The following is a 25,133-nucleotide window of genomic DNA, read 5'->3' as shown; positions in this document are numbered from 1 at the left end:
CCTCTAGACTCGACTTCATTACGGATGGTTGGCGATGAAGCCTGCGACGTTTTCCTTGGTTGTCAGCGTGGCATCCATAAGCTGCACCGGGGGTACCTTTTCTCCGGCGACAAGCTTGGCGGCATTTTCGACCGCATCGCGGCCCATCTTCTGCGTCTGCTGGGTCGCAGTTACGTTGAAGACGCCCTTGCTGAGTGCCTCGAGAGCTGCGGTGTCGCCATCGAAGCCGCCAACCACGATCTTCTGGGAAGGATTGGCGACCTTGATCGCCTGGGCGGCGCCAAGTGCGAGGCCGTCGGCCTGTGCGAACACGATGGAAACGTCAGGATTTGCCTGCAGCATATTCTGCATGATCTGGAAGCCTTCGTCCTGGCTCCAGATGTTCGAGAACTGTTCGGCGACAACCTTGACGTCCGGATATGCCTTGAGAGATTCAGCGCAGCCCTTCGAGCGGTCGACTTCCGGCGTCGTGCCCTTCTGGCCGTGGATGATGACCATCTTCCCTTTGCCGCCGGCTTCCTTCAGAATGTAGTCGCACACGGCCTTGGCAGACGCGACGGAATCCGTTGCAAGGAAGGTATCGCCGGGTGCTCCCTCGGCGTTGCGGTCAACGTTCACGACCGGAATACCAGCGCTCTTGGCGAGTTTGACCGGAACGGTCGCAGCGGCCGCGCCGGCCGGAATGTAGATCAGCGCGTCGATTTTCTGGGTCAGGAGGTCCTGGATCTGGTTGACCTGCGTCGGCCCGTCGCCCTTAGCGTCGACGGTGATGACTTCGATGCCGCGCTTCTTGGCTTCGGCTTCGACCGATTGCTTGATCTGGTTGAAGAAGTTTGCCTGAAGGTTGGCAACGGCCAGGCCGAGCTTCTTCAGTTCCGCCGCGTGTACGGGGCCGAGTGTGAGGCCGAGCAGTGCAGCAGACGCGAGCATGGTGCGCGCTATTTTCATTGTATTTTCCTCCGTTGTTAGATGAAACCCTCGGGTATGTCCTCCCCCTCGGGGTATTGATCCGACCCAAATTCTTGGGGCGGAATTTCTGGTCCGCTGACGCGGCGGACCCCGCTCGTCAGGCGCGACGCCGACGAATGGTCTCGGCGCCGACCGCAAGCACGATGACGATGCCGATGATCACCTGCTGCAGGAACGGCGAGACGTTGAGAAGGTTGAGACCGTTGCGAAGCACACCGATGATAAGAACGCCGATCAGCGTTCCACCGATGCCGCCCGCGCCGCCGGAGAGCGACGTCCCGCCGATGACGACCGCAGCGATGGTGTCCAGTTCATAACCCAGACCACTGGACGGCTGGACGGAATCCAGCCGCGCGGCGAGCACGATTCCTGCGAGCCCCGCAAGGACGGCACTCACGACATAGACGGCTATCGTCACGAGCGGGACGTTGATACCGGCCAGGCGTGCGACTTCCGGATTTCCTCCCACCGCGTAGAGCATGCGACCTTCGGACCGGAAGTGCAGGAAGAGCCACGCGGCAAGAACAACCGCAAGCATGAGAAACACAGTGGCTGTCAACACGCCGAAATGGCGATCGATCGCTAGCATCATGAACCAGTCGGGGAATCCGACGATCTGTTGGCCGTCGGTGATCATATTTGCGACGCCGCGAGCCGCGGACATCATCGCAAGAGTGGCAATAAAGGCTGGAACCCTGAACTGCGTCACCAGAAGTCCGACGATCAGGCCCGAAACGCCCGATGCGACCAGAGCAAAAGCGATCCCGACCGGCAACGGTAGACCGGCGACGTTGGCGGTCCAGCCCATGACCATCATCGCCAGAGCAAGTGCCGAGCCGACGGAAAGATCGATGCCGCCGATCAGGATGACGAACGTCATTCCGACGGCCATGATGCCGAGAACAGTGATCTGATCGAGGATGTTGAGGCCGTTTCGAACCGAAAGAAACGTGTCTGTGCTGAGGCTCAGAAAGACGCACAGTGCGAGCAGTCCCACGAGTGGGCCGGTAGCTCCCTTGAGCTTGCTCAGCCAGGCTCCGGACGACAGCCTGTGTTCATTGATATCGAGCGCCACCATTGCTCCTCCCTATGCGTAGGCTTGTATCCGATATTTGTGCACGGTAGAATAATTATTCATGCCTGCTGGAAAATTCATTAACAACTTGCTATCCGGCTGTCAATAAGCTTTCTCGTGGCGTGTGCTCTCGCGGGCCGCTTAAGGGGCTTGACTAATCGGCCTGTTATGCAAAAATATTGATGACTGAATATTTATGCACGGAGGAATCCATGGACCCTATAGAACTTGAGCGCATCGCCCGCCAGATCCGATTGCGCGATCTCCAGGCGGTCTTTGAAGCGGGCGCCGGCCATATTGGCGGCGAGATGTCGGTCATCGACATTTTGACGGCTCTGTATTTTCGTGTGCTGAATGTCTGGCCGGATCAACCCAGACATCCCGACCGCGACAGGTTCGTTCTTTCAAAGGGGCATACGGCATGCGCGCTGTATGTAACGCTCGCAAAACGCGGCTTTATCCCGGAGGATGAGATTTCCACCTTCTTGCAGCCGCATTCGAGGCTGAACGGCCATCCAAATTGCAACAAGGTTCCTGGCGTCGAAACGAATACCGGGCCGCTTGGCCACGGTCTCCCGGTCGCGGTAGGAATGGCGATAGCGGCCAAGCTCTCGAGCGCCAAATATCACACCTACGTCGTGACCGGCGACGGTGAGATGCAGGAGGGCTCAAACTGGGAAGCGATCATGGCGGCCGCTCAGTTCAAGCTCGATAACTTGACCTTGGTCATCGATCACAACAGGTTCCAGCAGGGCGCCGCTCTGGCCGAAACCAACGATCTCGCCCCGCTTCGTCCGAAGCTTGAAGCGTTCGATTGGGAAGTCAGCGAAATCAACGGCAACAACATGAGCGAAATCGTTCCTGCTCTCGAACACCGGGGGTCAAGACCTCATTGCATCGTTGCGCATACCAACAAGGGCCATGGAATATCGTTCATGCAGGACCGGGTCGACTGGCACCATAAGGTGCCAAGTAAGGAACAATACGAAATCGCATTGGCAGAATTGTCGGAGGCACTGTCATGAACGCGCCAATAAACGCACCCAAGCTCTACGATTGCCGCGACGCATTCGCCACTACGCTTGAGCGGCTGGCAGCCGAAAACGAAACGATCGTTGCCGTCTGCAACGACTCTGTGGGTTCCTCCAAACTCGGCGGCTTCAAGACGAAGTTTGCAGAGCGCCTCGTCAATGTCGGCATCGCTGAGCAGAACATGGTGGGGGTTGCAGCAGGCCTCGCCAATGGCGGACGCATTCCGTTCGTGTGCGCCGCTGCCCCGTTTCTCACGGGACGGTCGCTGGAGCAGATCAAGGCCGATATTTCGTATTCGAATGCCAACGTCAAGCTGGTCGGCATTTCTTCGGGAATGGCGTATGGCGAACTCGGCCCGACCCATCACTCGATCGAGGATTTTGCCTGGACGCGGGTTCTGCCCAATCTTCCGGTCATCGCGCCTTGTGACCGCATCGAAACAGCTGCTGCGGTTGAGTGGGCCGCGGCCTACAACGGGCCTTGTTTTCTGCGTCTGTCTCGCGTTGGTGTCCCGGATCTGCTTCCGGAGGGTCACAAGTTCGAACTCGGCAAGGCAAATCTCCTTCGCCAGGGTTTCGACGTCACCCTTATCGCCAATGGCACTTTGACTCATCGCATCTTGAAGGCTGCCGAAATCCTCGCAGACCGCGGCATCAATGCCAGGGTGCTCAACCTCGCAACGGTTCGTCCGATCGACGAGGAGGCTATCATCGCCGCGGCGAAGGAAACCGGAGCGATCGTCACAGCCGAAGAGCATTCGATCTTTGGCGGGCTCGGTTCCGCGGTAGCCGAAGTGGTGGTCGACAATGCTCCAGTCCCGATGAAACGTCTCGGAGTTCCTGGCGTCTACGCTCCGACCGGTTCGGCAGAGTTCCTGCTCGACGAATTCGGGATGGCGCCGTCCGCAATCGCCGACGCCGCGCAGTCGCTGATCAGGCGCAAGTAACTGGGATCACGTGATCAGCCCCGACGCTTTTTGTCGTCCCGGCTGCCGTCTGATCTGGGGAGGATAGAATGCGGGCAATTCTGGCAATTGACCAGGGCACGACCAATTCAAAGGCAGTTCTCGTTTCCGAAAAGGGAGAAATTGTTGGCAGGGGTTCGGCTCCAGTCGGCATCGCCTATCCGAAACTAGGCTGGGTCGAACAAGACCCACGCCGGCTCTACGCATCCGTCTGCGAGGCGATCGACGCCTGCCTGAAGGCCACCCCCGACGTGGCTGTCGAGGCGGTGGCCATTTCCAATCAGCGCGAGTCAGTCACTGCCTGGGACGCCGAAACGGGAGAAGCACTTGGGCCGGTGGTAAGCTGGCAGTGCCGTCGAACGGCACAGGATTGTGAACGTCTCATTGTCGAAGGCCACCTTGACCGTGTGCAGGCGCTCACAGGCCTGCCATTGGATCCGATGTTCCCGGGTTCGAAATTCCGATGGCTGCTCGACCGCATTCCGGCCGGGCGATCGGTGCGGCTGGGAACGGTCGACAGTTGGCTCGTCCACTGCCTGACCGGCGGGCGCCGGCATGTTTGCGACGCGTCGAATGCCGCCCGGAGCCAGTTGTTCGATCTCCGGGAGCAGAGATGGAGCGAGGAGCTTGGCGAGATTTTCAGCGTGGATATCGCGCTTCTGCCCGAGGTGCTCGACAGCTCTGCCGATTTCGGCCGAACGCAAGGATTGCCTGGGGTGCCGGATGGCACTCCGATAATGGCTGCGATCGGAGACAGCCACGCAGCCCTGTTCGGTCATGGAGCATTCAAGCCGGGTGACGGGAAGGTGACCTTCGGAACCGGCTCTTCGGTAATGACGACGCTGCCGCAATTCATTCCCCCACGCAACGGCGTCACAACCACCGTCGCATGGCGTATCGAGGGAAAGCCGACTTTCGCTTTCGAAGGCAATATTCTCGTTTGCGCCGCCAGTCTCCCCTGGATGGCAGGCATTCTCGGCCTTTCGGACGTGGCGGCCCTTGTCGAACTTGCGGCAGGCGCGGAACCGGGCGGACCGGGCTTCGTGCCAGCATTCGTGGGACTGGGCGCACCCTATTGGAATTCCGACGCCCGTGCCCTGTTCTCCCAGATCAACTTCAATACGACACGTGCGCAAATGGCGCGGTCGGTCACCGACTCCATCGCCTTCCAGGTGCATGACGTGATCGCGGCCATGCGGGCACAGAGCGGCGGCGCGCTTGGCGCGCTCTACGTAGACGGCGGACCGAGCCAGAACCGCTTTCTGATGCAGTGTGTCTCGGACCTCATCGAACATCCGGTGATCCAACGCGAAGCACCCGAGGCGTCGGCTTTGGGGGCTGCTTATCTGGCGGGGCTTTCACTCGGCCTGTGGAGCGATCTCCAGATTATCGCGGAGTTGCCGCGAAACTCGCAAATCATCGAGCCTCGACCCCTGGATCGCGCGGCGCTTCTTGATACCTGGAATGATGCGCTTGTCCGCTCGACGGCCCGCGAAACAAAGGCTAAAGGTGAATAAAAATTCACTCTGGGATTAGCGATGACTCGCCTTAACGAACTCCGCCTGATCTCAAGGGTCGCCCAGATGTACCATATGGAGGGGCGGCGACAGGCGGAGATCGCACAGCACCTTCGCCTCTCCCAGGCGACGGTGTCGCGCATGCTTAAGCGTGCCGAGGCTGAAGATATCGTGCGAACCAGCGTGATCCCTCCCGCCGGCACCTACAGCGAGCTTGAGGGCGCGCTTCGCGAGAAATACGATCTGCCGGAGGCGATCGTCGTTGAGTGCACGGAAGATCGGGACGGAGCGATCATGGCCCGTATCGGAGAGGCAGCGGCTCATCTCTTGGAGGTGACGCTTGCGCCGGGGGAGATCATCGGCGTTTCGAGTTGGAGCCAGACCATTTTCAAGATGGTCGAGAACATTCATCCTCAGAAGAGCGCTCAGGCGAAATACGTCGTCCAGACCCTTGGAGGCATGGGCGATCCTTCAGTGCAGACGCATGCGACGCAGCTTACCACGCGGCTAGCACGCCTGACTGGCGCTGAGCCGAAACTGCTCCCCGTGCAGGGTGTTACGTCATCCAGAGAGGCAAAGCTTCTTATGCAGGCCGACCCGTTCGTCCGCGAGACGATGGACCTGTTCGGCAGCATAACGCTTGCGATTGTCGGGATCGGAGCAGTCGAACCGTCCGAACTTCTCGCCCGGTCCGGCAACATCTTTTCGTCTCGCGAACTGTCTGATCTCGCGGAAGCGGGAGCCGTCGGCGATATCTCTCTTCGCTTCTTCGATAAGAACGGCAAGCCGGTCAAGACGCCCTTGGACGACCGGGTTATCGGCCTTCCACTTGAGGATCTCGAACGAGTGGACCGGGTCATTGCTCTTGCCGGCGGATCCAAAAAGACTGACGCGATAGCAGGCGCGCTCCGCGTGGGGGTCATCGACATGCTTGTTACCGACAAGTTTACCGCGCAGCGATTGATCAACTGACGAGGCAGGCTGTTGCCCACCTCAATGCGCCGTCCCATCCACGATCACATGATCGTATTCCATCGAGCATTTCTCGACCCGGGCCTCGACACGGTAGATCTCCCGCAGCATCTCGGCGGTAACGACGTCGCGGGGAGTGCCGCAGGCGTGCATGCGACCGTTGGCGATGACGAGGACCTTGTCGGCGAAGCGTAGTGCCTGGTTGAGATCGTGAATGGCGATCAGCACGATCATGCCCTTGCTACGCGCTTGGCGGCGCATGAAGTCGAGGACCTCGACCTGGCGGTGAAGATCGAGCGCGCTGGTTGGCTCGTCCATCAGCATGATCTCGGGTTCGCGGACCAGCGCCTGGGCGATCGAGACGAGCTGGCGCTGGCCACCGGAAAGCGCGCCGAGATCGCGGAAGGCGATGGCGGTGATATCCAGTGCCTTCATGATCTCGTCGATGAAGCGCAGATCGCTGTCGCTGACGGCCCAGGACTGTCCCTGCTTGCGGGCAAGCAAGATGGATTCATAGACCGTCAGCACCGCGTTGGCCGAGGTATCCTGCGGCATGTAGCCGATGGCGTTTTTCGCCTTCGACCCTTCGACGACGACATGGCCCGGCCCTTTGAGGAGGCCGGTGATGCGCTTGAAGAGGGTCGACTTGCCGGCAGCGTTCGGGCCGATCACCGCCACAACCTCGCCCGATTTCATCATCGGCGTCGTCACGTCCTCGACGAAGAGCTTGCGACCGTGATAGGCGCCAACCGATTGCAACTGAAGCGCTACCACGACCGGCTCCTGTTTGAGAGGATAAGCGAGAAGAAGAAGGGCACGCCGACCAGGGCGGTGATGATGCCGATCGGAAAGACGACGCCCGGAATGATCGACTTCGAAACAATCGAGGTCAGCGACAGGAGCAGCGAGCCCGACAGGACAGAGCCCGGCAGGAAGAAGCGCTGATCCTCGCCGAGGATCATGCGTGATATATGCGGCCCGACGAGGCCGACGAAACCGATCGTGCCGACGAAGCTGACGGGGACTGCGGCAAGCAGCGAGACCACGAGCATGGTCTCCAGCCGGATGCGGCGGACATTGACGCCGAAGCTTGCGGCTTTGTCCTCGCCGAGGCGGATGGCCGTCAGCGCCCAGGCGTTGCGAGCAAAGAGCGGAAGTGCTGCCAGCAGCACGGCGAGCGTCACCCAGATCTTCGGCCAGGTGGCCTTGGTAAGGCTGCCCATCGTCCAGAAGACGACAGCCGACAGCGCCTGTTCGGAGGCGAGATATTGCAGGAAGGCGAGCAAGGCATTGAAGGTGAAGACCAGCGCGATGCCGAGCAACACCACCGTCTGCACCGAGACGCCGCGGGCCTGCGAGACGAAATGGATGAAGAGCGTGGCGATCAGCGCCATGATGAAGGCATTGACCGGCACCAGCAGGCCGGCTGCAACAGGCAGAAGCGGAACGCTGGTGACGATCGCCAGTGCGGCGCCAAAGCTTGCCGCCGCCGAAATGCCGAGCGTGAAGGGGCTGGCGAGCGGATTGGCGAGGATTGTCTGCATCTGTGCGCCGGCGACGGAGAGCGACGCGCCCACGACGATCGCCATCACCGCAACCGGCATGCGGATGTCCCAAACGACGGCCCGCACCTGATCCGAAACGGAGGAGGGGTCAAGAAGGGCGGACACGACCTCGGAAAGACTATAGCGGGCCGGCCCCCAGGCGAGATCGACGGCAAAGGACAGGCATAGCGCTGTCGTCATGGCGGCAAGGATCAGCAGCTTGCGCCGGGCGAGGGCGTGGTAGCGCTCCCTCCCGGCTTCGGCTTCGATCGATATGGCGGCGATCTCGGCCATTTTGGATTTACTTTCCCGCCTTGGCGTCGACCCAGTAACCCGGCTGGTAGGCGACCGGCAGGAATTTTTCGTGGAATTCCTTGAAGGTGGCATCGGGATGGAGATCAGCAAAGAGGTTCGGATGGAACCATTTGGCCAGTTGCTGGACGGCGACGAACTGGTAGGGGCTGGTATAGAACTGGTGCCAGATCGCATGGACATTGCCGCCGGCAACCGCCCTGGAGCTGGTGAAGGCTGGGTTTTCCACCAGCGTGTTCAGCGCCTTGCGGCTGTCGTCGAAGGTGGCGGCGGCATTGGGACCGACATTCACAAAGTCCTTGGCATTCTTGGTCTGGCTCCAGTTGGAGCCAGTGATGACGATGACGTCAGGATTGGAGGAGACGACCTGCTCGGCATTGATCGAGCCGGTATAGCCCGGCAGGAAATCGGAGCCGAGATTGCGGCCGCCGGCCCAATCGACCATCAGGCCGAAATTGTCGGGACCGAAGGTGCCGCAGCATTCGACCAGGCCTGCGGCGCGGTACATGAAGACATTCGGCTTCGGCGGATTGGCGGCCTTCAGCTTGTCGGTCACGCGGGCCATCTGCTCTTTCCAGAAGCTGGCGACGGCTTCGGCGCGGTCTTCATGGCCGAAGATCTGGCCGAGGATCTTCAAGCTCGGCTCGGTGTTGGCGAGGATATGCTCGCGGAAATCGATGTAGACGATCTTCACGCCGATGCCGTTCAGCATGTCTTCGAGTTTCACCTCGTCGGCGGCCGTCTTGTTGCCGATCGGCAGCAGCAGCACATCGGGATGAAGCTTGACAACCGTCTCGGTCTGCAATGTGCCGTCGGTCAGGTTGCCGAGGAAGGGCAGGTCCTTGCCCTTCGGAAACTTCTCGACATAGGCGTTGAAGCCGTCCTTGTCTGTGGTCCAGAGATCGTTGCGCCAGCCGACGATCTTGGCGAAGGGATCTTCCTTCTCGATCGGCGCGACGGCGTAGAGCATGCGGCCTTCCCCAAGGATCACACGCTCGACCGGCTTGTCGAACGTCACTTCGCGGCCCGCGACATCCTTGACGGTGAAGGATTGCGCCCAGGCCGAAAGCGGCATCAGGCCGGCAATCGCAGCCGCGGAGACTGCGAGCATTTGAACGAAATTCATCTGGAAATTCCCCCGATGTCTGAATAATGTCCGCAGGCATAAGAAATATGACTTTGTGAATCAAGTTATATGTTTTAGAGCCTTTCCAAACTGATCCGATGCCGGGGTGCTTCAGATGAATTCGATGAACACGAACTACTCGATCCGCGACGAAATCCGCGATTTCTGGTCGGAACGGGCGGCGACCTTCGACCAGAGCGTCGGTCATGAAATCTTTTCGGAAGCGGAGCGGAAAGGCTGGCAGCGGCTGATCAGAAAACATCTAGGCGAGGGCGAAGGGCGCGCGGCGCTCGATCTCGCCTGCGGCACCGCCGTCATCTCGCATCTGATGCATGATGTCGGCTTTGCGGTCACCGGCCTCGACTGGTCGGATGCGATGCTGGCGCAGGCGCGTGCCAAGGCGAAGAAGCGCGGCACCGATATCCGTTTCGTTTCCGGCGACGCCGAAAACACCATGGAGCCCAAAGACAGCTACGACGTCATCACCAACCGCCATCTCGTCTGGACGCTGGTGGACCCGGCTTCTGCGTTTAAGGAATGGTTCTCGGTATTGAAGCCGGGCGGCAAGGTGCTGATCCTCGACGGCAATATGGGCAAGGAAACCTGGGTCAAGGGCCTGCAGAAGCTCTGGACGAAGGTGACCGGCAAGCTGCCGGCGAGCCATATGTCGCCGGAGATGATGGCGCGGCACCAGAAGATCCGCTCACGCGTGCATTTCTCCAACCAGATGCCGGCCGAAGCCGTCGTCGATCTTCTGCGCCAAGCCGGTTTTACGGATATTGTCGTCGACCGCAAACTCGCCGATATCCATTGGGCGCAGGCGCGTAAGATGCCGTTCCTGCGGGGGCTGGAGCGGATGGTGCAGGAGCGGTTTGCGATTTGTGCGCGCAAGCCTTGGTGATGGGGATGCGGCTCCCTCTTCTCCCCAGCGGGGAGAAGGTGGCCCGAAGGGTCGGATGAGGGGGCCACTCGGCACAGCGTTGATTGCCCTTCGCTTGCGCTCAGCGCATTCGCGGCTTCGCCGCTCACCCCCTCATCTGCCCTGAAGGGCATCTTCTCCCCGCTGGGGAGAAGGGGAGTCTGCCGCACCGTATCCCGGCCCTTCGCATGGCTCAGGGCGTTCGAAGCTGCAATCGATTCACTGGATCGATTGCTCCCGCTTTGCGGGACCGCTTCTCACCCCCCCGTAACACTCATATGCCTGGCCACCGCCGGACGATTATGCGTTCGGTCGATGATGAAGTCGTGGCCTTTGGGTTTTCGGGTGATGGCTTCGTCGATGGCGGTGCGGAGGAGGGCGTCGTCTTCGGTGGCGCGCAGTGCGGCGCGGAGATCGGCGGCGTCGTTCTGGCCGAGGCACATGTAGAGCGTGCCGGTGCAGGTGAGGCGGACGCGGTTGCAGCTTTCGCAGAAATTATGGGTCATCGGTGTGATGAAGCCAAGGCGGCCGCCGGTTTCTTCGACCTTGACGTAACGCGCCGGGCCGCCGGTCTGGTAATCGATGTCAGCGAGGGTGAACTGGTCTTCGAGATCGGCGCGCAGCTTTGAAAGCGGCAGGTACTGGTCGGTGCGGTCTTCTTCGATCTCGCCCATCGGCATGGTTTCGATGACGGTCAGATCCATGCCGCGGCCATGGGCGAAGCGCAGAAGCTCCGGCATCTCGGCATCGTTGAAATCCTTCAGCGCCACGGCGTTGAGCTTGATCTTCAGCCCGGCTTTCTGAGCCGCGTCGATGCCTTCCATGACCTTGGCGAAATCACCCCAGCGGGTGATCTTGCGGAACTTGTCGGGGTCGAGCGTATCCAGCGAGACGTTGATGCGGCGCACGCCGCAATCATAGAGCTCCTCGGCGTGACGCGAAAGCTGTGAGCCGTTGGTGGTCAGCGTCAATTCGTCGAGGCCGGAGCCGATCTTCTGGCCGAGCTGGCGCACCAGATACATGATGTTCTTGCGCACCAGGGGCTCGCCGCCTGTCAGCCTGATCTTGCTGACACCCTTGGCGATGAAGGCGGAACAGAGCCGGTCGAGCTCTTCCAGCGTCAAGAGATCCTTCTTTGGCAGGAAGGTCATATTCTCCGCCATGCAATAGGTGCAGCGGAAATCGCAGCGGTCGGTGACGGAGACGCGGAGATAGGTGACCGCCCGCCCGAAGGGGTCGATCATCGGATGTGCATCCGCCGCCAGCGGCGCTGCATTGCCTATCGTTCCGACTCTGGTGTTCACCTGTATCTCCGTACTCTCTTCAATGTGGGCATATGCTATTGTCGCGTCAAGGGAAACAGCCCGCGCGAGCATGCCAATTTCAGCTTGCGCTGAAAAAGATCAGCGCCTACTCCTCGCATGAGAAGAGGACAAAATGATGAGCGATATCTGGCCGAGCGAACTTCGCGTTTCGAAAGATAGGCAGCGGCTGGTGGTGACCTTCAACGACGGCCAGAGCTTCGACCTGTCGGCCGAACTCTTGCGCGTGCTGTCGCCCTCCGCCGAGGTGCAGGGCCATGGGCCGGGGCAGAAGGTGACGGTGCCGGGCAAGCGCAATGTCGCGATCATCTCCATGATGCCGACCGGCAATTACGCGGTCCGGATCGGCTTCGACGACATGCACGATACCGGCATCTTCACCTGGACCTATCTGCGCGAGCTCGGCGAACGGGGCGCTGAGCTGTTTTCCGCCTATGAGGACGAGCTCAGGGAAAAGGGCATGAACCGCGATACGGCGGAGAAGCCGCGCTGACGCTCGCGAGCGCGCCGCTATCACTTTCAATAGACCCATAATTCCAGCCATCGGGGGGGCCATATGGCGAAAACGAACGGAAAGAACTGGCTGCGCTCCAAGGGCAGCGCCAGCAGCAACAAGGTGACCTTCCTCGAACTGTTCTTCGACCTGGTCTTCGTCTTTTCGATCTCGCAGCTCTCGCATGCGCTCGCCGCCCACTACACGCCGCTCGGTGCCGCCGAAGCGGCGCTGATGACCTTCGCCGTCTGGTGGGTGTGGATATTCACCGCCTGGGTGACGAACTGGCTCGATCCGGACAAGATGCCGGTGCGCGGGATGCTGGTGGCGCTGATGATGCTCGGGCTGCTGCTGTCTGCCTCCATCCCCGAAGCTTTCGGCGACAAGGGACTGCTGTTTGCCGGCGCCTATGTGGCGATGCAGGTCGGGCGCTCGCTGTTTGCCACCTATGCGATGACGCGCGTCGACCGCGCCAATACGCTGAATTTCATCCGCATCACAAACTGGGTCGCGGTTTCGGGGGGCTTCTGGATTGCCGGCGGGCTGCTTGAGCATGAAGCCCGGCTGACCGCCTGGGCGATTGCGCTGGCGATCGAATATGCGGGGCCGGCCGCGGGCTTTGCCGTGCCGGGGCTCGGGCGCTCGACGGCGCGGGATTGGGACGTTTCCGGCGCGCATATGGCCGAACGCTGCGCGCTCTTCGTCATCATCTGCCTCGGCGAAGCGATCCTTGTTTCCGGCCGCACCTTTTCCGAGCTGCCGATCTCAGGCCTGACCAGTCTTATCTTCGCGACCGCCTTCATCGGAACGGTCGCCATGTGGTGGCTCTACTTCCGCTTCGGTCACGGGCGCGCCGCCCACCGCATCGAGCATGATGAGACGCCGGGAAGCTTGGCGCGGCAGGCCTTCACCTATGGGCATATCCCTATCCTCGCCGGCATCATCGTCCATGCGGTTGCGGTCGAATTCATGTTCTCGCATCCGCATGAAGCAGGTGATCTCGGCATCGCCGCAGCCGTGCTCGGCGGCTCCGGCCTGTTCCTGATCGGCAATCTCTGGTTCAAGGGCGCGACCAGCGGGCGGATGCCGCTCTCGCATCTTGCCGGCTTGGTGTTTTTGATCCTGCTTGCTTTTGTCGCGCCCTTCATCGAGGTCTATCTGATGGGCATTCTGGCGACGCTGGTGCTGATCGTCGTTGCCGCCTGGGAATACCGCTCGCTGACCGGTACGGAGGCGTCGCCGACGCTGCATTAAACTCAGTCCTCGTCGCGCAGATCTTTCAGCAGCACAGTGACGATCCGCTCCATCGAATCGGCGGTCGCCATGCATTGCTCTATCGGCTCGTTCGACAGAACGCGGTCGATGAGGCCCGTCTGGATGGCCATGGCTTCCTCACTCAGCTTTCGGCCCTCTGGTGTCAAATAGAGGCGCAGCACGCGCTTGTCGCGCTCGTCATCGCGGCGAAGGATCAGACCGCGCTTCTCCATCTGCGGGAGCAGCATGCTCATATTGGAGCGGCCGACCAGCAGCTTGCGCGCCAACTCCTGCTGCGAGATGCCTTCGAAACGGTAGAGATTGACCAGGATATCGAGGTGCGGCGGCTTGATGTCGAGATCGGCAAGCGATCGAGCGAGGGATTGTTGCATAAGCTGGCAGGCGCGAGCCACCGCGATCCAGCTGCGAAAACGCGGATGATCCCAGGGAAGGGATTGATTTTTGTTCATCGTTGTACTTTATTGTTCAGTGTTGAACAGTCTTTTGGAATCCCACTATGGCAAACTTTGCGCTTGACGTCACCCGCCTCGGGTTTTCGCTGCTGCAGGCGGTTTCGCCTGACCTGGCAGGCAGAGTAGCGTTCCGGCTGTTCTGCCGGACGCCATCGGCCAAGCCGAAGGGAGCAAAGGCGAGGGCGGCGCATGCAGCGGGCGCGGCCCTACTTGCCGGCGCCGAACGCTTCACCCTCCGGCTCGCCGGCGGGCGCCAAGCGCATGCCTATCGGCTGAACGGCGGGGCGAGGGGCAAACGCAAGCGCTACCTGGTGACACATGGCTGGGGATCGAGCGCGGCCTATATGGCCGAACTCGTCTCGATGCTTTCGGCAACGGGCGCGGAGGTCGTGGCGCTCGATTTTCCCGGCCACGGCCGTTCCGGCGGGCGCTTCCTTCATATGGGGCTTGCGGTCGAGACGATCGCGGCGGCCGAGGCGCGCTTCGGCGCATTCGACGCGGCGATCGGCCATTCCTTCGGCGGTGCGGCACTGATGGTCTCGGCGGCAGGCTTGCTGCCTGGTGTGGCGCCTGTCACCACGGAGAGACTGGTGCTGATCGGTGCGCCGAGCGAGATGGGCTGGCTGTTTACCGATTTCGGCCGGATGGTCAATCTTCGCCCTGCAGCGCAAGCGACACTGGAGAACGAGGTCCATCGCGTCACCGGACGGAGACTTGAGGATTTCGACGCCGGCGAGGCGGCGGGCGTCATCGGCCGGCCGGTGCTCGTCATCCATGCCGAAGATGACAAGGAGGTGTCGTCTCTCCATGCCAGGCGCTATGGCGCGGCGGGGACGGGCGTTCGGCTTCTTTGGGCGAACGGCTTCGGCCACCGGCGCATCATCGGCGCCGCGCCGGTTCTTGCCGCGATCGCGGCTTTTCTCGGCGGCGATCGGGGCGCGGGTGAAGTACCCGACGAAAGCATCAAAAAAGATGCGGAGATCATTCCTTTTTTTGAGCTTCCGGCAAAACGCGCGGCATTGTAGCGTCCTCGCGAAGATCAAGCCGCGGCGGGACGTCTCATGAAAATCATCAGCAGCATCGAAGAGCTCAACACGATCTACGGGGCCGGACTTTCGCCGGCCTCCGTCACCAAGGTGACGAAGCAATTGACCCCGCTCTATCGGGAGATGATCGAGAGCTCGCCGTTTGCAGCGCTTGCGACCGTCGGGCCGGAAGGGCTCGATTGTTCACCGCGCGGCGATCTCGGCGGCGTGGTGCGCGTCGTCGACGATGAGACGCTGCATCTGCCGGATTGGCGCGGCAACAACCGGGTCGATTCGCTGTCCAACATCGTGCGCGATCCGAGACTGGCACTGATGTTCCTGATCCCCGGCTCGAACACGACGATGCGCATCAACGGCCGAGGCGTCGTCTCCAACGATGAGGCGCTGCTTTCAAGCTTCGAGATGGACGGCAAACATCCGCGCACCGTCGTCGTCATTTCGATCGACGAGGTCTACTTCCAATGCGCGCGCGCCGTGATGCGAGCCGAACTCTGGAATGGAGAACACTTCGCCGATCCGGCAAAGCTACCGACGCCCGGGCAGATGCTGAAGGCGGCAACCGGCGATTTCGATCAGGAAACCTACGATCGGGAATGGCCTGGGCGGGCGGCGAAGACGATGTGGTAAAACCGCCGTCATCTGTTGTGACGGCTCAGCTTTTTGACAAACCTCGCCCTTTACTCGACGTCATCCTCGGCCTTGTGCCTCTGCTGCACCGGATGCAGATGCTCGGGACAAGCTCGAGCATGATGAAAGAGGAGTTGGCCGGAGCGTCAGCAGCGTGTCGCCGTCACCGGCGACCGCGTGCGCGCAGCGCGGGAGGCCGTCACGTCTTGTAGATCAGCCAGCTCTTGGTGAAATCCTTCTGCATGCCGTCCTGATAGAGGATGGTGCAGTTGCGGCCGGCATTCTTGGCGCCGTAGAGGGCGATGTCGGTCTTGCTGTAGAGTTCGCCGGCATCCTCGGCATTGGAGGCCATGCAGATGCCGATCGAGACGGTGACCGGGCCGTAATTTACCCGCGTGCGGGAATTCTTGAAGGGGGTTGCCTCCAGCGTGCGGCGGATGCGCTCGGCGATCGCGGCCACCTCTTCAGGCGTGTTGCCGTCGACGATGAGGGCGAATTCCTCGCCGCCGGTGCGGGCGACGAAGATGTCGCGGCGGACATTGCTGCGGATGACGGAGGCGACGGTGGCGAGCACCTTGTCACCGACCGGATGGCCGTAGGTGTCGTTGATCTTCTTGAAATTGTCGATGTCGCAGAGCAGCAGCGCCGTTACCGGCCGCATGCCGGGATTGTTGAAGACAGCGGCGAGGCGGTCATCGAAAGCGCGCCGGTTGGAAAGGCGTGTCAGCGAGTCGGTGTTGGCGATGCGCTTGTATTCGTCGAGTTCCTTACGGACCTGATCCATCTCCTGAGAGCGCTGGATGACGTCCTCGACGGTGCGTTCGCCATGCGCCATGGTATCGCCGGTCGCCTGGCTGAGAAGATCAATGGCGTTTTCGATCAGTTCAACGCTTGCATTGCTCTTGGAGGTGATGCGCTTCTGGGTCTCGCCGAGCAGCCTGGTGTAGCTTTCGAGCGAACTCTGCTCCTGCCGGAGAATGCGCAACAGGCCGTCGAGTTCGCCTGATATGCGCGTATGGGCATCGTCGAAGACACGGGCCGGGCTGTGGGTGAAGTGCTGCGCGCCGAGCGCATCGAGTTCGGCCTGGGTCACCTGGCCGCCGAGGGCCGCGAGCTCGCGGGTAAGGGCCGGATTAGAGCCGATATAGGCCTCGTAGAAGAGTTGGTAATTGCGCGGTATCGGCGCGACGCCCATGGAGCGCATGGCATAGGTGATCTGACCCGCAACGTCGGGGATCTGCACCTTGGGCGCGACAGCCGTATTCATCCGGCGAACTCCTCATATATTCAAAGGCAATATTCTATTTGTTAGCTTAAATTTGTTGGGAAAAGATTAAAGCGATATATACCAAGGATTACATACGACAAATGCCCCATGGGTCAATACTTCGATCAGACCTATGATTCTTCACGGAAAAACGTATCTTTAGCGGGACAGTGCATACTCGTTGAGCGGGAGCGGTGTCTGAAAAACTTACAGTTCTTCTCTTCCGGAGACCGTATTCATCTTGTCGACAGCTGATTTTGGCCGTTCCGTATTGCGGTGCCGGTATTTTGGAGTGATATTTCTTGGCGGCAAACCCGATCGTAGCCTGCAAGCCAGGGCGTGAGATCGTGGAAACCTCCCGTCATATTTCTTTCGCCATCCTCGCATTCACCGTCCTCGCCGCCGGCACCTTGCTGCTGGAGCACACCGGCTTCTTCGCCGGCGCTTTCCGCACGGAGATCCTGGCAAGGGTCGATGCCGGGGATGTGGTGAGCGTGGGCGAGGCGGTGACAGCGCGGAATGTCGCCGCGTCGGATAAGGCGTCGGCGCGGTAGAACGGGCGGCAACGCAGCCTGCCAATCACCCCAAATTCAGTTCCTGGAAGAAATCATTGCCCTTGTCGTCTATGACGATGAAGGCGGGGAAGTCCTCGACTTCGATTTTCCAGACCGCTTCCATGCCGAGTTCGGGATATTCGAATACTTCGACCTTGCGGATACAGTCCTGGGCAAGACGGGCGGCAGGGCCACCGATCGAGCCGAGATAGAAGCCGCCGTGTTTCTTGCAGGCCTCGCGTACGGCGCGCGACCGATTGCCCTTGGCGAGCATCACCATCGAGCCGCCGAAAGACTGGAACTGATCGACGTAACTGTCCATGCGACCGGCCGTCGTCGGGCCGAAGGAGCCGGAGGCGTAGCCGACAGGCGTCTTGGCGGGGCCGGCATAATAGACCGGGTGGTTTTTCAGGTAATCGGGCATGCCTTCGCCCTTTTCCAGCCGCTCGCGGATCTTGGCGTGCGCTAGGTCGCGGGCGACGATGATGGTGCCGGTCAAGGAGAGGCGCGTCTTGACGGGATGCCTGGAGAGTTCGGCGAGAATCTCGGCCATCGGCCGGTTGAGGTCAATGCGCACCGTCGATTCCGACAGTTTCGCCTCGTCGATCTCGGGCATGTATTTCGACGGATCGGTTTCGAGCTGCTCGACGAAGATGCCATCTCGGGTGATCCGGCCCTTGGCCTGACGGTCGGCGGAACAGGAGACGCCGAGGCCGATCGGCAGCGAGGCGCCGTGGCGAGGCAGGCGGATGACACGGACGTCATGACAGAAATATTTGCCGCCGAACTGGGCGCCGACGCCCATCTGCTGGGTCAGCTTGTGGATTTCCTTCTCCATCTCGATGTCGCGGAAGGCGTGGCCGCTCTCGGAACCTTCGGTCGGCAGCTCGTCGAGATAGCGGGTGGAGGCGAGCTTGACGGTCTTCAGGTTCATCTCGGCCGAGGTGCCGCCGATGACGATCGCCAGATGGTAGGGAGGACAGGCTGCCGTCCCTAACGTCAGGATCTTCTCCTTAAGGAAGTCGATCATCCGGTCATGGGTCAAAAGCGAGGGCGTGCCCTGGTAAAGGAAGGTCTTGTTAGCCGAGCCGCCGCCCTTGGCGACGAAGAGGAATTCGTAGGCGTCGGTGCCTTCCTCGTAGATGTCGATCTGGGCCGGCAGATTGTTTCTGGTGTTCTTTTCCTCGAACATTTTGACCGGCGCGAGCTGCGAGTAACGCAGGTTCTTCTTCTCATAGGCATCCATGACGCCGCGAGCCAGCGCCGCACTATCCTCGCCCTCGGTCCAGACCCTGCGGCCTTTCTTGCCCATGATGATCGCCGTGCCGGTGTCCTGGCACATGGGCAGCACGCCGCCGGCGGCGATGTTGGCGTTCTTCAAGAGATCGTAGGCGACGAAACGGTCGTTGTCGGTCGACTCGGGATCGTCGAGGATCGAGGCGAGCTGTTTCAGATGGCCGGGGCGCAGCAAGTGGTTGATGTCGGCAAAGGCGGTTTCCGCCAGCAGGCGGATGCCTTCCGGCTCGACGGTCAGGATCTCCTGGCCCTTGAACGTATCGACCGAGACATGGTCGCCGCTGAGCTTGCGATAGGGGGTGGTATCCTTGCCGAGGGGGAAGAGATCGTCAGCCATCGAAGTGACCTTTCTGGTGGGGCATCGCTAGATTGGAACCGGTCTAAATCCGCTGCGGGGCAAAAGCAATCAGGACCACGCGCGGCGGATGAGGCGAACCGTCGAAATCGGTCCGACAAAAAGACGACTTCAAGTTGCCTTCTGTTGGAGGCCAGTACATATTCCCGGCAGCGTTAACCTGCCGGGGCTTCCAATGACAAATGCAAAGCCAACTGCTGTCGACGACCTTCTCGTTTTTTTCGAAGACAATTGGATCCGTGGGAATCTGCTGCGCCTCTCCAGCGATCCCGAGGGAGCGGACATGTATGTTCGCTTCGTCAATGGCGTGCGTATCGACGCCAAACATGGGCCTGACCACGAAACGATCATAAGGGGCGAATACGGAACCTTCAGACTGAAACCTGACGGTCATTTCGAGTACGAGCTGGACTACACGCTCGACGTCGTGAAAAATTTAACGAAATACGATCAGCTCATCGAGAAGTTGAGCTTCAAGATGTCCGATGGCTCAGGGGGCACGGACCTCGGCGTGCTGACCCTTGCGATCGACGGCGTCAACGAAGGCGAAAAATACCACGAAATCCTGGATTTCGACGATTTGGGCGTCACATCGAGGGCCGATAATTTCTCTCTGCCTGATTATCGCAACTTTGCGCTCTCGGTGAATGGAAGCCACGAGGTGACGCTTCTGAACGGGTATGTCTATGATACCATCCCGGGTGTCGACGCCATCACCGAGGACGGTTTCAGCGATACCGTTCTATCGCCAGGTTCTGCGCCCGTAAGCTTGAAAATGCTCGATGGCGGGGAATTCACCTTTCAGAGCGTTTCGATTGCCGAATTGTCGGCAGCGCCCTTTCACCTGACGCTCACCGCGCTGAACGACGGCCAGATCGTCTATCAGCAGGAGCTCGAGGTCACCGGCCCCACTCTCGAAGTCAATCTCGAAGACATCGAAGAAATCCGTTTCGACTTCATGGGCAATTCCGTCGTGATGGACAATTTTTCGCTGTTTGCCTTGCTATAGGCTGGAGGGAGTCGAGGCGTTGCGGCATCCCCTTCTCCCCGCGAGCGGGGTCCGAAGGACGGGTCGAGACCTGTGGCTCGACCCCGGTTGGTGGCGGCAGCCGGATGAGGGGCTGTGGCCTATGCGACCTTCCTACTTCGGCCCGATCATCGTTTCCGGGCGCACGATCTCGTCGTACTCTTCCGAGGTCACCAAGCCGCTGGCGAGGGCCTCTTCCTTTAGCGTCGTGCCGTTCTTATGCGCTGTTTTGGCGATCTTGGCGGCTGCGTCGTAGCCGATCTTTGGGGCGAGGGCGGTCACCAGCATCAGCGAGCGTTCGAGGCCGGCCTTGATATTGTCCTCGCGCGCCTCGATGCCGACGACGCAATTGTCGGTGAAGGAGACGGCGGCGTCGGCGAGCAGTTGCACCGACTGCAGGAAATTATAGGCCATCATCGGATTGTAGACGTTGAGTTCGAAATGGCCCTGGCTGTCGGCGAAGGTCAGAGCCGCGTTGTTGCCGAAGATATGGACGCAGACCTGCGTCAGTGCCTCGCACTGGGTCGGATTGACCTTGCCGGGCATGATCGAGGAGCCGGGCTCGTTTTCCGGCAGCGCCAGTTCGCCGAGGCCGGCGCGCGGGCCGGAACCGAGCAGGCGGATGTCGTTGGCGATCTTGAAGAGGGCGGCGGCTGCCGCGTTGATGGCGCCGTGGGAAAAGACCATGCTGTCATGCGAGGCGAGCGCCTCGAACTTGTTCGGCGCAGTGACGAAAGGCATGCCTGTGATGGCGGCGATCTCTTCGGCGACCTTTTCGGCAAAACCCACCGGCGCGTTGAGGCCGGTGCCGACGGCAGTACCACCCTGGGCGAGCTCGCAAAGGCCGGGCAGGGTCATTTCGATGCGCTTGATGGCGGAGCCGACCTGGGCGGCATAACCCGAAAACTCCTGGCCGAGCGTCAGCGGCGTCGCATCCTGGGTGTGGGTGCGGCCGATCTTGATGATGTGGCTGAATTCGGTGACCTTCATGTCGAGGGCGGCATGCAGGTGCTTCAGGGCCGGCAGCAGGTGATGGGCGATCTGCTCGGCACAGGCGATGTGCATGGCCGTCGGATAGGTGTCGTTCGACGATTGGCTCATGTTGACGTGATCGTTCGGATGCACCGGCTTCTTGGAACCCATGACGCCGCCGAGCATTTCTATGGCACGATTGGAGATCACCTCGTTGGCATTCATGTTCGACTGCGTGCCTGAACCGGTCTGCCAGACGACCAGCGGAAAGTGGTCGTTCAGCTTGCCGTCGACCACCTCCTGGGCGGCGTCGACGATCGCTTTGCCGAGAGCAGGATCGAGCTGGTCGAGCGCCATGTTGGCGCGGGCGGCGGCCTGCTTGACGATGCCGAGCGCGCGCACGATCGACAGCGGCTGCTTTTCCCAGCCGATCTTGAAATTGCCGAGCGAACGCTCGGCCTGGGCGCCCCAGTATCGGTCGGCGGCGACGTCGATCGGGCCAAAAGTATCGGTTTCGGTGCGGGTTGCGGTCATCGGCCTTGCCTTCCCTTTACATGCTGTTTTCGGGCATTTGCGAAAGATGAGGTCTTATAGGTTGGAAAGTCCGACAAGAAAACTGGACGCCGCGCGAAATATTGAAATCGGCAGTCATGTTTGCGCTGGCTTTTCGGCGTGCCTTTTAGGCCACTTTGGAAATTTTATGCGTCCGGGCGTTTTCGCCGGACTGGTCTGGCGGCGAAAATTCGGTAAAAAATTAACTAATAATTTCATAATTTTGTGTGAACTGCTGGGCGGCGCCGTGCAGGATCTCCGTCACACAAAATTGAGTCCGCCGGCGCTGGCGGCGCAGGCCGGTTTCTGATCAATGAGGCCCCTACGCTGCTTGAGTTTCGCGGGATTTGAGCTTGAGCCTTGCGCTCGTGACAAGAACAGCATGACCGGACTGGAAGATATATGACGTTCGTTTTGAAAAGCGCGGTATCCGCATTGGCACTTTCCTGCGGCGTGGCAATGATGAGTGCCGCACCCGCGCATGCTTATACACTGATGGATATGCTGCGCGGCGACAGACAGCGGACGCAGAGCACCATCTTCATGGATCAGATGCCGCCCGGCCGTGTGGGCTCGCGCGGCGGCGTCGGTGGCTCGCTCGGCGGGCTCGATCCGGAAGCGCCGCTGCCGAAGGTGAGCGGTCCGCGTTATTATACCTACAAAACCGAGACGCTGCAGTTCGTCGATACCGGCAGGTTTGCCGATCCCGTCGTCACCGGCGCGGTCGCCGATGTTTCGGGCAGCGGTGATGCCAGCGCCGAGCCGGCCGTGCAGCGCCGTTTCCTGGCGCAGGCCAAGGTGCGCGCCAATACCGACGTCGCAAAGGCGCTTGAAGCCTACTACGGCGACAGCCGCAATCCGCTCGTCTGGGTCGAGGGCAACCAGATCAACGACCGCGCCAAGTCGGCGATGCTGGTACTTGCCGATGCGTCCTTCGTTGGCCTCGACCCGGCGGATTACGCCGTCCAGACGCCTGATATCGACCCGGCCAATCCCGATCCCGCCTTCCGCGACCGGGCGTTGACACAGTTCGAGCTCGATCTCTCCGCCAAGGTGCTCGCCTTCGTGCAGGACACGGTGCGCGGCCGCATCGATCCGAACAAGATCTCCGGCTATCACGACTTCCAGCGCAAGGTGGTCAATCTGGCCCCGGTGCTGAAACTTGCCCGCATGAGCCCCAATGTCGGCGCCTACATCGCCAGCCGCTCGCCTGATAGTCCGCAATTCCAGGCGCTGAAGGCGGAGCTTGCCAAGCTTCGCGCCGCCGACGGCGGCAATGAGGAGCGAATCGTCGTTTCGCTCGACAGGCTGCTGAGGCCTGGCGACAGCTCGCCGGAGATCGCCAATATCGTGAAGGCGATCGGCAGGCACGGTTCCGAAACGCTGAAGACCGATCATGCGGCAACGCTTGCTGCTTACGCCGGCAGCATCGACTATTCGCCCGACATCGTTTCGCTGGTGGAGGATTTCCAGAAAGAGCGCGGGCTGAAGCCCGATGGCGTCATCGGCCAGGCGACCGTGCGCGCCATGACCGGCGGCGATACCAATGCGTCGAAGATCGACAAGCTCGTCGTCGCCATGGAGCAGGCGCGCTGGCTGCCGGAGGATCTCGGTTCCCGCTACGTCATGATCAACCAGCCGGCCTACATGGTCTACTACCACAATGACGGCAAGGAACAGCTGTCGATGCGCGTGGTGGTCGGCGGCAAGAACAACCAGACCTATTTCTTCGACGACGAAATCGAGACGGTCGAGTTCAACCCTTTCTGGGGCGTGCCGCAGTCGATCATCATCAACGAGATGCTGCCGAAGCTGCGCTCGGATCCGAACTATCTCGACCAGCTCGGTTATGAGGTCGAGGTGAACGGCCACGCCGTCGCCTCGTCGAGCGTCGACTGGTACGGCTCGACCAACAATGTTTCGGTGCGCCAGCCGCCAAGCAGCGACAATGCGCTCGGCGAACTGAAGATCCTGTTCCCGAACAGCCACGCGATCTACATGCACGACACGCCGTCGAAGAGTTTCTTCAAGCGCGACATGCGGGCGCTGAGCCACGGTTGCGTGCGCCTTGCCGATCCGCGGGCGATGGCGGCCGCCGTGCTCGGCACGACGGTCGACGACGTCGCCAAGCAGATCGCCAGCGGGCAGAACCATGCGGCCCGCGTGCCGGAGAAGATCCCGGTCTACGTGTCCTACTTCACCGCCTGGCCGAACAAAGACGGCGTGGTGGAATATTTCGACGACGTCTACGGCCGCGACGCTTATGTCGACAAGGCTTTCGACGCGACGAGTAAGGCGCGTGGGGCGCAGATCTGACGCTAGTTTGAATGGTTTTGGCGGGCGGTCTTCGGGCCGCTCGTTTTGTTTTTTTGGCCATGAGCACAGAAACAAAGTAGAGAGGACGTACCGTGTGACACCCCCCTCTGCCCTGCCGGGCATCTCCCCCACAAGTGGGGAGATCGGCAAGCGGCACGACCTTCCGGCCCATCTTCCGCTTTGCGGGCTGCGACGATGACTGTTTGGGGAAGCCGGCGCGCCTATCCAATCTCCCCACCTGTGGGGGAGATGCCCGGCAGGGCAGAGGGGGTGCCACGCCGCTCGCCAGCAGAAAGAGGGACGGCTCCGTCTCAGACGGCAACCTTCTCCGCATATTCCCGCAACAGCGTTTCCACCAACTCCGGTGTCAACTCATCGAAATGGGTGATGATAACATCCGGATCGAGGCTTGAAACCGGCACGTCGGAATAACCGAAAGGCACAGCGATCGACGGTACGCCGGCGTTTCTCGCCACGGCGATATCGTTGACGCTGTCGCCGATCATCACGGTGCGGGTGATGTCGCCGCCGGCGCGTTCGATGGTGCCGGTGAGGTGGCGGGCGTCGGGCTTGCGGTATTCGAAGCTGTCGCCGCCGGTGATGGCGTCGAAATACCGGGTAAGCTCGAGCTTGCCGAGCAGGCCGAGTGCCAGGCTCTCCATCTTGTTGGTGCAGACGGCGAGGCGGTAATTCTGAGATTTCAGCCGGTCCATGGCGGCGACCAGGCCGGGATAGGGTTCGGTATGGCCGGGCATGTTGCCGGCATAGTGGGCAACGAAACGCTCGACCAGCGGCGGCAGGGCGTCGCTTTCGAGCGGATGGCCGCGCAGCCGGCAGGCGCGCTCGATCATGACGCGTGCGCCCTGGCCGACGAGATGGGTGAGGTCGTCATAGCTGACCGGTTGGAGGTCAAGGGCCGCGATCGTATGGTTCAGGCTCTCGACCAGGTCCACGTGGGTATCGAGAAGGGTGCCGTCGAGATCGAAGACGACGAGCGCCGGGCGAGCGGGAACAGGGGTCAAGGGCATGTCTCTTTGAGCGATGGTCGTCTTGAGGAGCGATGGATCGTCCTAGGGAACGATCGATCGTCCCTGAGGTAGGCGATCGTGCGGCGGAAAGCAACGTCCGGCGATGGTCGGGAAGGCTGCA

24 protein-coding genes are annotated in these 25,133 nt (G+C 60.9%); 13 read left to right on the top strand and 11 right to left on the bottom strand.

Going from position 1 to position 25,133, the window contains the following annotated elements:
* Positions 1-18: 18 nt before the first annotated feature.
* Positions 19-948 (bottom strand): sugar ABC transporter substrate-binding protein, encoded by a 930-nt coding sequence (locus tag RWK44_RS07080; protein WP_020050236.1) that lies wholly within the window; start codon positions 946-948, stop codon positions 19-21.
* Positions 949-1,066: 118 nt separating this feature from the next.
* Positions 1,067-2,047, bottom strand: coding sequence for an ABC transporter permease (locus RWK44_RS07075; protein WP_168323753.1), 981 nt, complete (start codon positions 2,045-2,047; stop codon positions 1,067-1,069).
* Between the two features lie 209 nt (positions 2,048-2,256).
* Here RWK44_RS07075 and RWK44_RS07070 point away from each other — a divergent pair, with 209 nt between their 5' ends.
* The 4 genes from RWK44_RS07070 (at position 2,257) to RWK44_RS07055 (ending at position 6,529) form a co-directional block, all read left to right on the top strand.
* Positions 2,257-3,069 carry a transketolase gene (locus RWK44_RS07070; protein ID WP_316028596.1) on the top strand — a complete coding sequence of 271 codons (813 nt, stop codon included), beginning with the start codon at positions 2,257-2,259 and terminating at the stop codon, positions 3,067-3,069.
* Positions 3,066-4,022, top strand: a complete 957-nt coding sequence (locus tag RWK44_RS07065) for a transketolase family protein (protein WP_221943685.1) — start codon at positions 3,066-3,068, stop codon at positions 4,020-4,022. Before RWK44_RS07070 ends, RWK44_RS07065 begins: the two co-directional genes overlap by 4 nt.
* A 68-nt stretch (positions 4,023-4,090) precedes the next feature.
* Entirely contained in the window at positions 4,091-5,557 is a 1,467-nt protein-coding gene (locus tag RWK44_RS07060; protein ID WP_221943683.1) for an FGGY-family carbohydrate kinase, read from the top strand.
* A gap of 21 nt (positions 5,558-5,578) precedes the next feature.
* Positions 5,579-6,529 (top strand): sugar-binding transcriptional regulator, encoded by a 951-nt coding sequence (locus tag RWK44_RS07055; RefSeq protein ID WP_020050231.1) that lies wholly within the window; start codon positions 5,579-5,581, stop codon positions 6,527-6,529.
* A 21-nt stretch (positions 6,530-6,550) separates the two neighbouring features.
* Here the strand turns inward: RWK44_RS07055 and RWK44_RS07050 are convergent, their stop codons facing one another.
* Genes RWK44_RS07050 through RWK44_RS07040 form a run of 3 tightly spaced genes read right to left on the bottom strand, consistent with a single transcriptional unit; the run spans position 6,551 to position 9,511 of the window.
* Complete coding sequence (locus tag RWK44_RS07050; RefSeq protein WP_221943681.1) at positions 6,551-7,303, bottom strand: ABC transporter ATP-binding protein; 753 nt, start codon at positions 7,301-7,303, stop codon at positions 6,551-6,553.
* Positions 7,297-8,367, bottom strand: a complete 1,071-nt coding sequence (locus tag RWK44_RS07045; protein WP_316028595.1) for a FecCD family ABC transporter permease — start codon at positions 8,365-8,367, stop codon at positions 7,297-7,299. The genes RWK44_RS07050 and RWK44_RS07045 overlap by 7 nt, the downstream gene beginning before the upstream one ends.
* A gap of 7 nt (positions 8,368-8,374) precedes the next feature.
* The gene (locus RWK44_RS07040) at positions 8,375-9,511 is read right to left on the bottom strand and encodes an ABC transporter substrate-binding protein (protein WP_316028594.1); all 1,137 of its coding nucleotides are present in this window, start codon (positions 9,509-9,511) and stop codon (positions 8,375-8,377) included.
* Positions 9,512-9,626: 115 nt separating this feature from the next.
* Between RWK44_RS07040 and RWK44_RS07035 the strand changes: the two genes are divergently transcribed.
* Entirely contained in the window at positions 9,627-10,412 is a 786-nt protein-coding gene (locus RWK44_RS07035; protein ID WP_316028593.1) for a class I SAM-dependent methyltransferase, read from the top strand.
* 275 nt (positions 10,413-10,687) lie between these two features.
* On the opposite strand, the gene moaA is transcribed toward RWK44_RS07035, so the two are convergent.
* On the bottom strand, positions 10,688-11,734 hold the full coding sequence (moaA, locus tag RWK44_RS07030) for a GTP 3',8-cyclase MoaA (RefSeq protein ID WP_168284414.1): 1,047 nt from the start codon (positions 11,732-11,734) through the stop codon (positions 10,688-10,690).
* 136 nt (positions 11,735-11,870) lie between these two features.
* Here moaA and RWK44_RS07025 point away from each other — a divergent pair, with 136 nt between their 5' ends.
* Positions 11,871-12,245: a gamma-butyrobetaine hydroxylase-like domain-containing protein gene (locus RWK44_RS07025; RefSeq protein ID WP_168284413.1), complete on the top strand. Its 375-nt coding sequence runs from the start codon at positions 11,871-11,873 to the stop codon at positions 12,243-12,245.
* 63 nt (positions 12,246-12,308) lie between these two features.
* A complete protein-coding gene (locus RWK44_RS07020; RefSeq protein ID WP_168284412.1) occupies positions 12,309-13,499 on the top strand; it encodes a low temperature requirement protein A in 1,191 nt (396 codons plus the stop codon).
* 2 nt (positions 13,500-13,501) lie between these two features.
* Here RWK44_RS07020 and RWK44_RS07015 read toward each other — a convergent pair whose 3' ends face one another.
* Positions 13,502-13,969: a MarR family winged helix-turn-helix transcriptional regulator gene (locus tag RWK44_RS07015; protein ID WP_077978337.1), complete on the bottom strand. Its 468-nt coding sequence runs from the start codon at positions 13,967-13,969 to the stop codon at positions 13,502-13,504.
* 47 nt (positions 13,970-14,016) lie between these two features.
* On the opposite strand from RWK44_RS07015, the gene RWK44_RS07010 reads away from it, so the two are divergent.
* Together RWK44_RS07010 and RWK44_RS07005 are read left to right on the top strand one after the other, a co-directional pair.
* Positions 14,017-14,997, top strand: coding sequence for an alpha/beta hydrolase (locus tag RWK44_RS07010; RefSeq protein WP_168284410.1), 981 nt, complete (start codon positions 14,017-14,019; stop codon positions 14,995-14,997).
* 36 nt (positions 14,998-15,033) lie between these two features.
* Positions 15,034-15,645: a pyridoxamine 5'-phosphate oxidase family protein gene (locus tag RWK44_RS07005; RefSeq protein WP_168284409.1), complete on the top strand. Its 612-nt coding sequence runs from the start codon at positions 15,034-15,036 to the stop codon at positions 15,643-15,645.
* Positions 15,646-15,844: 199 nt separating this feature from the next.
* On the opposite strand, the gene RWK44_RS07000 is transcribed toward RWK44_RS07005, so the two are convergent.
* Positions 15,845-16,912, bottom strand: a complete 1,068-nt coding sequence (locus tag RWK44_RS07000) for a GGDEF domain-containing protein (protein WP_131642404.1) — start codon at positions 16,910-16,912, stop codon at positions 15,845-15,847.
* Positions 16,913-17,259: 347 nt separating this feature from the next.
* Between RWK44_RS07000 and RWK44_RS06995 the strand changes: the two genes are divergently transcribed.
* Positions 17,260-17,466 carry a hypothetical protein gene (locus RWK44_RS06995; protein ID WP_077979208.1) on the top strand — a complete coding sequence of 69 codons (207 nt, stop codon included), beginning with the start codon at positions 17,260-17,262 and terminating at the stop codon, positions 17,464-17,466.
* Between the two features lie 25 nt (positions 17,467-17,491).
* Here RWK44_RS06995 and RWK44_RS06990 read toward each other — a convergent pair whose 3' ends face one another.
* Positions 17,492-19,099 (bottom strand): fumarate hydratase, encoded by a 1,608-nt coding sequence (locus tag RWK44_RS06990; protein WP_168284408.1) that lies wholly within the window; start codon positions 19,097-19,099, stop codon positions 17,492-17,494.
* Between the two features lie 193 nt (positions 19,100-19,292).
* Here RWK44_RS06990 and RWK44_RS06985 point away from each other — a divergent pair, with 193 nt between their 5' ends.
* Positions 19,293-20,126, top strand: coding sequence for a VCBS domain-containing protein (locus RWK44_RS06985; RefSeq protein WP_131642406.1), 834 nt, complete (start codon positions 19,293-19,295; stop codon positions 20,124-20,126).
* A 132-nt stretch (positions 20,127-20,258) separates the two neighbouring features.
* Here RWK44_RS06985 and fumC read toward each other — a convergent pair whose 3' ends face one another.
* Positions 20,259-21,650 carry a class II fumarate hydratase gene (fumC, locus tag RWK44_RS06980; protein WP_168284406.1) on the bottom strand — a complete coding sequence of 464 codons (1,392 nt, stop codon included), beginning with the start codon at positions 21,648-21,650 and terminating at the stop codon, positions 20,259-20,261.
* A gap of 61 nt (positions 21,651-21,711) precedes the next feature.
* Between fumC and RWK44_RS06975 the strand changes: the two genes are divergently transcribed.
* Both RWK44_RS06975 and RWK44_RS06970 read left to right on the top strand, forming a co-directional pair.
* A complete protein-coding gene (locus RWK44_RS06975; protein ID WP_155248891.1) occupies positions 21,712-21,978 on the top strand; it encodes a hypothetical protein in 267 nt (88 codons plus the stop codon).
* Positions 21,979-22,070: 92 nt separating this feature from the next.
* A complete protein-coding gene (locus RWK44_RS06970; protein WP_168284405.1) occupies positions 22,071-23,984 on the top strand; it encodes a L,D-transpeptidase family protein in 1,914 nt (637 codons plus the stop codon).
* Positions 23,985-24,295: 311 nt separating this feature from the next.
* Here RWK44_RS06970 and RWK44_RS06965 read toward each other — a convergent pair whose 3' ends face one another.
* Positions 24,296-25,012, bottom strand: a complete 717-nt coding sequence (locus RWK44_RS06965; protein ID WP_206116902.1) for an HAD family hydrolase — start codon at positions 25,010-25,012, stop codon at positions 24,296-24,298.
* Between the last annotated feature and the right edge of the window lie 121 nt (positions 25,013-25,133).

The organism is Rhizobium sp. 25PS6, assembly GCF_032464655.1.
Taxonomy (GTDB): Bacteria; Pseudomonadota; Alphaproteobacteria; order Rhizobiales; family Rhizobiaceae; genus Rhizobium; species Rhizobium laguerreae.
This window is presented reverse-complemented; position numbering and strand designations above follow the sequence as displayed.

What these genes read in the sequence shown, in the direction of transcription:
- RWK44_RS07045 (WP_316028595.1), bottom strand. Translation starts at nt 8,367, where the DNA reads ATGGCCGAGATCGCCGCCATATCGATCGAAGCCGAAGCCGGGAGGGAG.
- fumC (WP_168284406.1), bottom strand. Translation starts at nt 21,650, where the DNA reads ATGACCGCAACCCGCACCGAAACCGATACTTTTGGCCCGATCGACGTC.
- RWK44_RS07020 (WP_168284412.1), top strand. Translation starts at nt 12,309, where the DNA reads ATGGCGAAAACGAACGGAAAGAACTGGCTGCGCTCCAAGGGCAGCGCC.
- RWK44_RS06970 (WP_168284405.1), top strand. Translation starts at nt 22,071, where the DNA reads ATGACGTTCGTTTTGAAAAGCGCGGTATCCGCATTGGCACTTTCCTGC.
- RWK44_RS07040 (WP_316028594.1), bottom strand. Translation starts at nt 9,511, where the DNA reads ATGAATTTCGTTCAAATGCTCGCAGTCTCCGCGGCTGCGATTGCCGGC.
- RWK44_RS07025 (WP_168284413.1), top strand. Translation starts at nt 11,871, where the DNA reads ATGAGCGATATCTGGCCGAGCGAACTTCGCGTTTCGAAAGATAGGCAG.
- RWK44_RS07005 (WP_168284409.1), top strand. Translation starts at nt 15,034, where the DNA reads ATGAAAATCATCAGCAGCATCGAAGAGCTCAACACGATCTACGGGGCC.
- RWK44_RS07000 (WP_131642404.1), bottom strand. Translation starts at nt 16,912, where the DNA reads ATGAATACGGCTGTCGCGCCCAAGGTGCAGATCCCCGACGTTGCGGGT.
- RWK44_RS07060 (WP_221943683.1), top strand. Translation starts at nt 4,091, where the DNA reads ATGCGGGCAATTCTGGCAATTGACCAGGGCACGACCAATTCAAAGGCA.
- RWK44_RS07035 (WP_316028593.1), top strand. Translation starts at nt 9,627, where the DNA reads ATGAATTCGATGAACACGAACTACTCGATCCGCGACGAAATCCGCGAT.
- RWK44_RS06990 (WP_168284408.1), bottom strand. Translation starts at nt 19,099, where the DNA reads ATGGCTGACGATCTCTTCCCCCTCGGCAAGGATACCACCCCCTATCGC.
- RWK44_RS07070 (WP_316028596.1), top strand. Translation starts at nt 2,257, where the DNA reads ATGGACCCTATAGAACTTGAGCGCATCGCCCGCCAGATCCGATTGCGC.
- RWK44_RS07080 (WP_020050236.1), bottom strand. Translation starts at nt 948, where the DNA reads ATGAAAATAGCGCGCACCATGCTCGCGTCTGCTGCACTGCTCGGCCTC.
- RWK44_RS07055 (WP_020050231.1), top strand. Translation starts at nt 5,579, where the DNA reads ATGACTCGCCTTAACGAACTCCGCCTGATCTCAAGGGTCGCCCAGATG.
- RWK44_RS07010 (WP_168284410.1), top strand. Translation starts at nt 14,017, where the DNA reads ATGGCAAACTTTGCGCTTGACGTCACCCGCCTCGGGTTTTCGCTGCTG.
- RWK44_RS07075 (WP_168323753.1), bottom strand. Translation starts at nt 2,047, where the DNA reads ATGGTGGCGCTCGATATCAATGAACACAGGCTGTCGTCCGGAGCCTGG.
- RWK44_RS06965 (WP_206116902.1), bottom strand. Translation starts at nt 25,012, where the DNA reads ATGCCCTTGACCCCTGTTCCCGCTCGCCCGGCGCTCGTCGTCTTCGAT.
- RWK44_RS07015 (WP_077978337.1), bottom strand. Translation starts at nt 13,969, where the DNA reads ATGAACAAAAATCAATCCCTTCCCTGGGATCATCCGCGTTTTCGCAGC.
- RWK44_RS07065 (WP_221943685.1), top strand. Translation starts at nt 3,066, where the DNA reads ATGAACGCGCCAATAAACGCACCCAAGCTCTACGATTGCCGCGACGCA.
- RWK44_RS06985 (WP_131642406.1), top strand. Translation starts at nt 19,293, where the DNA reads ATGACAAATGCAAAGCCAACTGCTGTCGACGACCTTCTCGTTTTTTTC.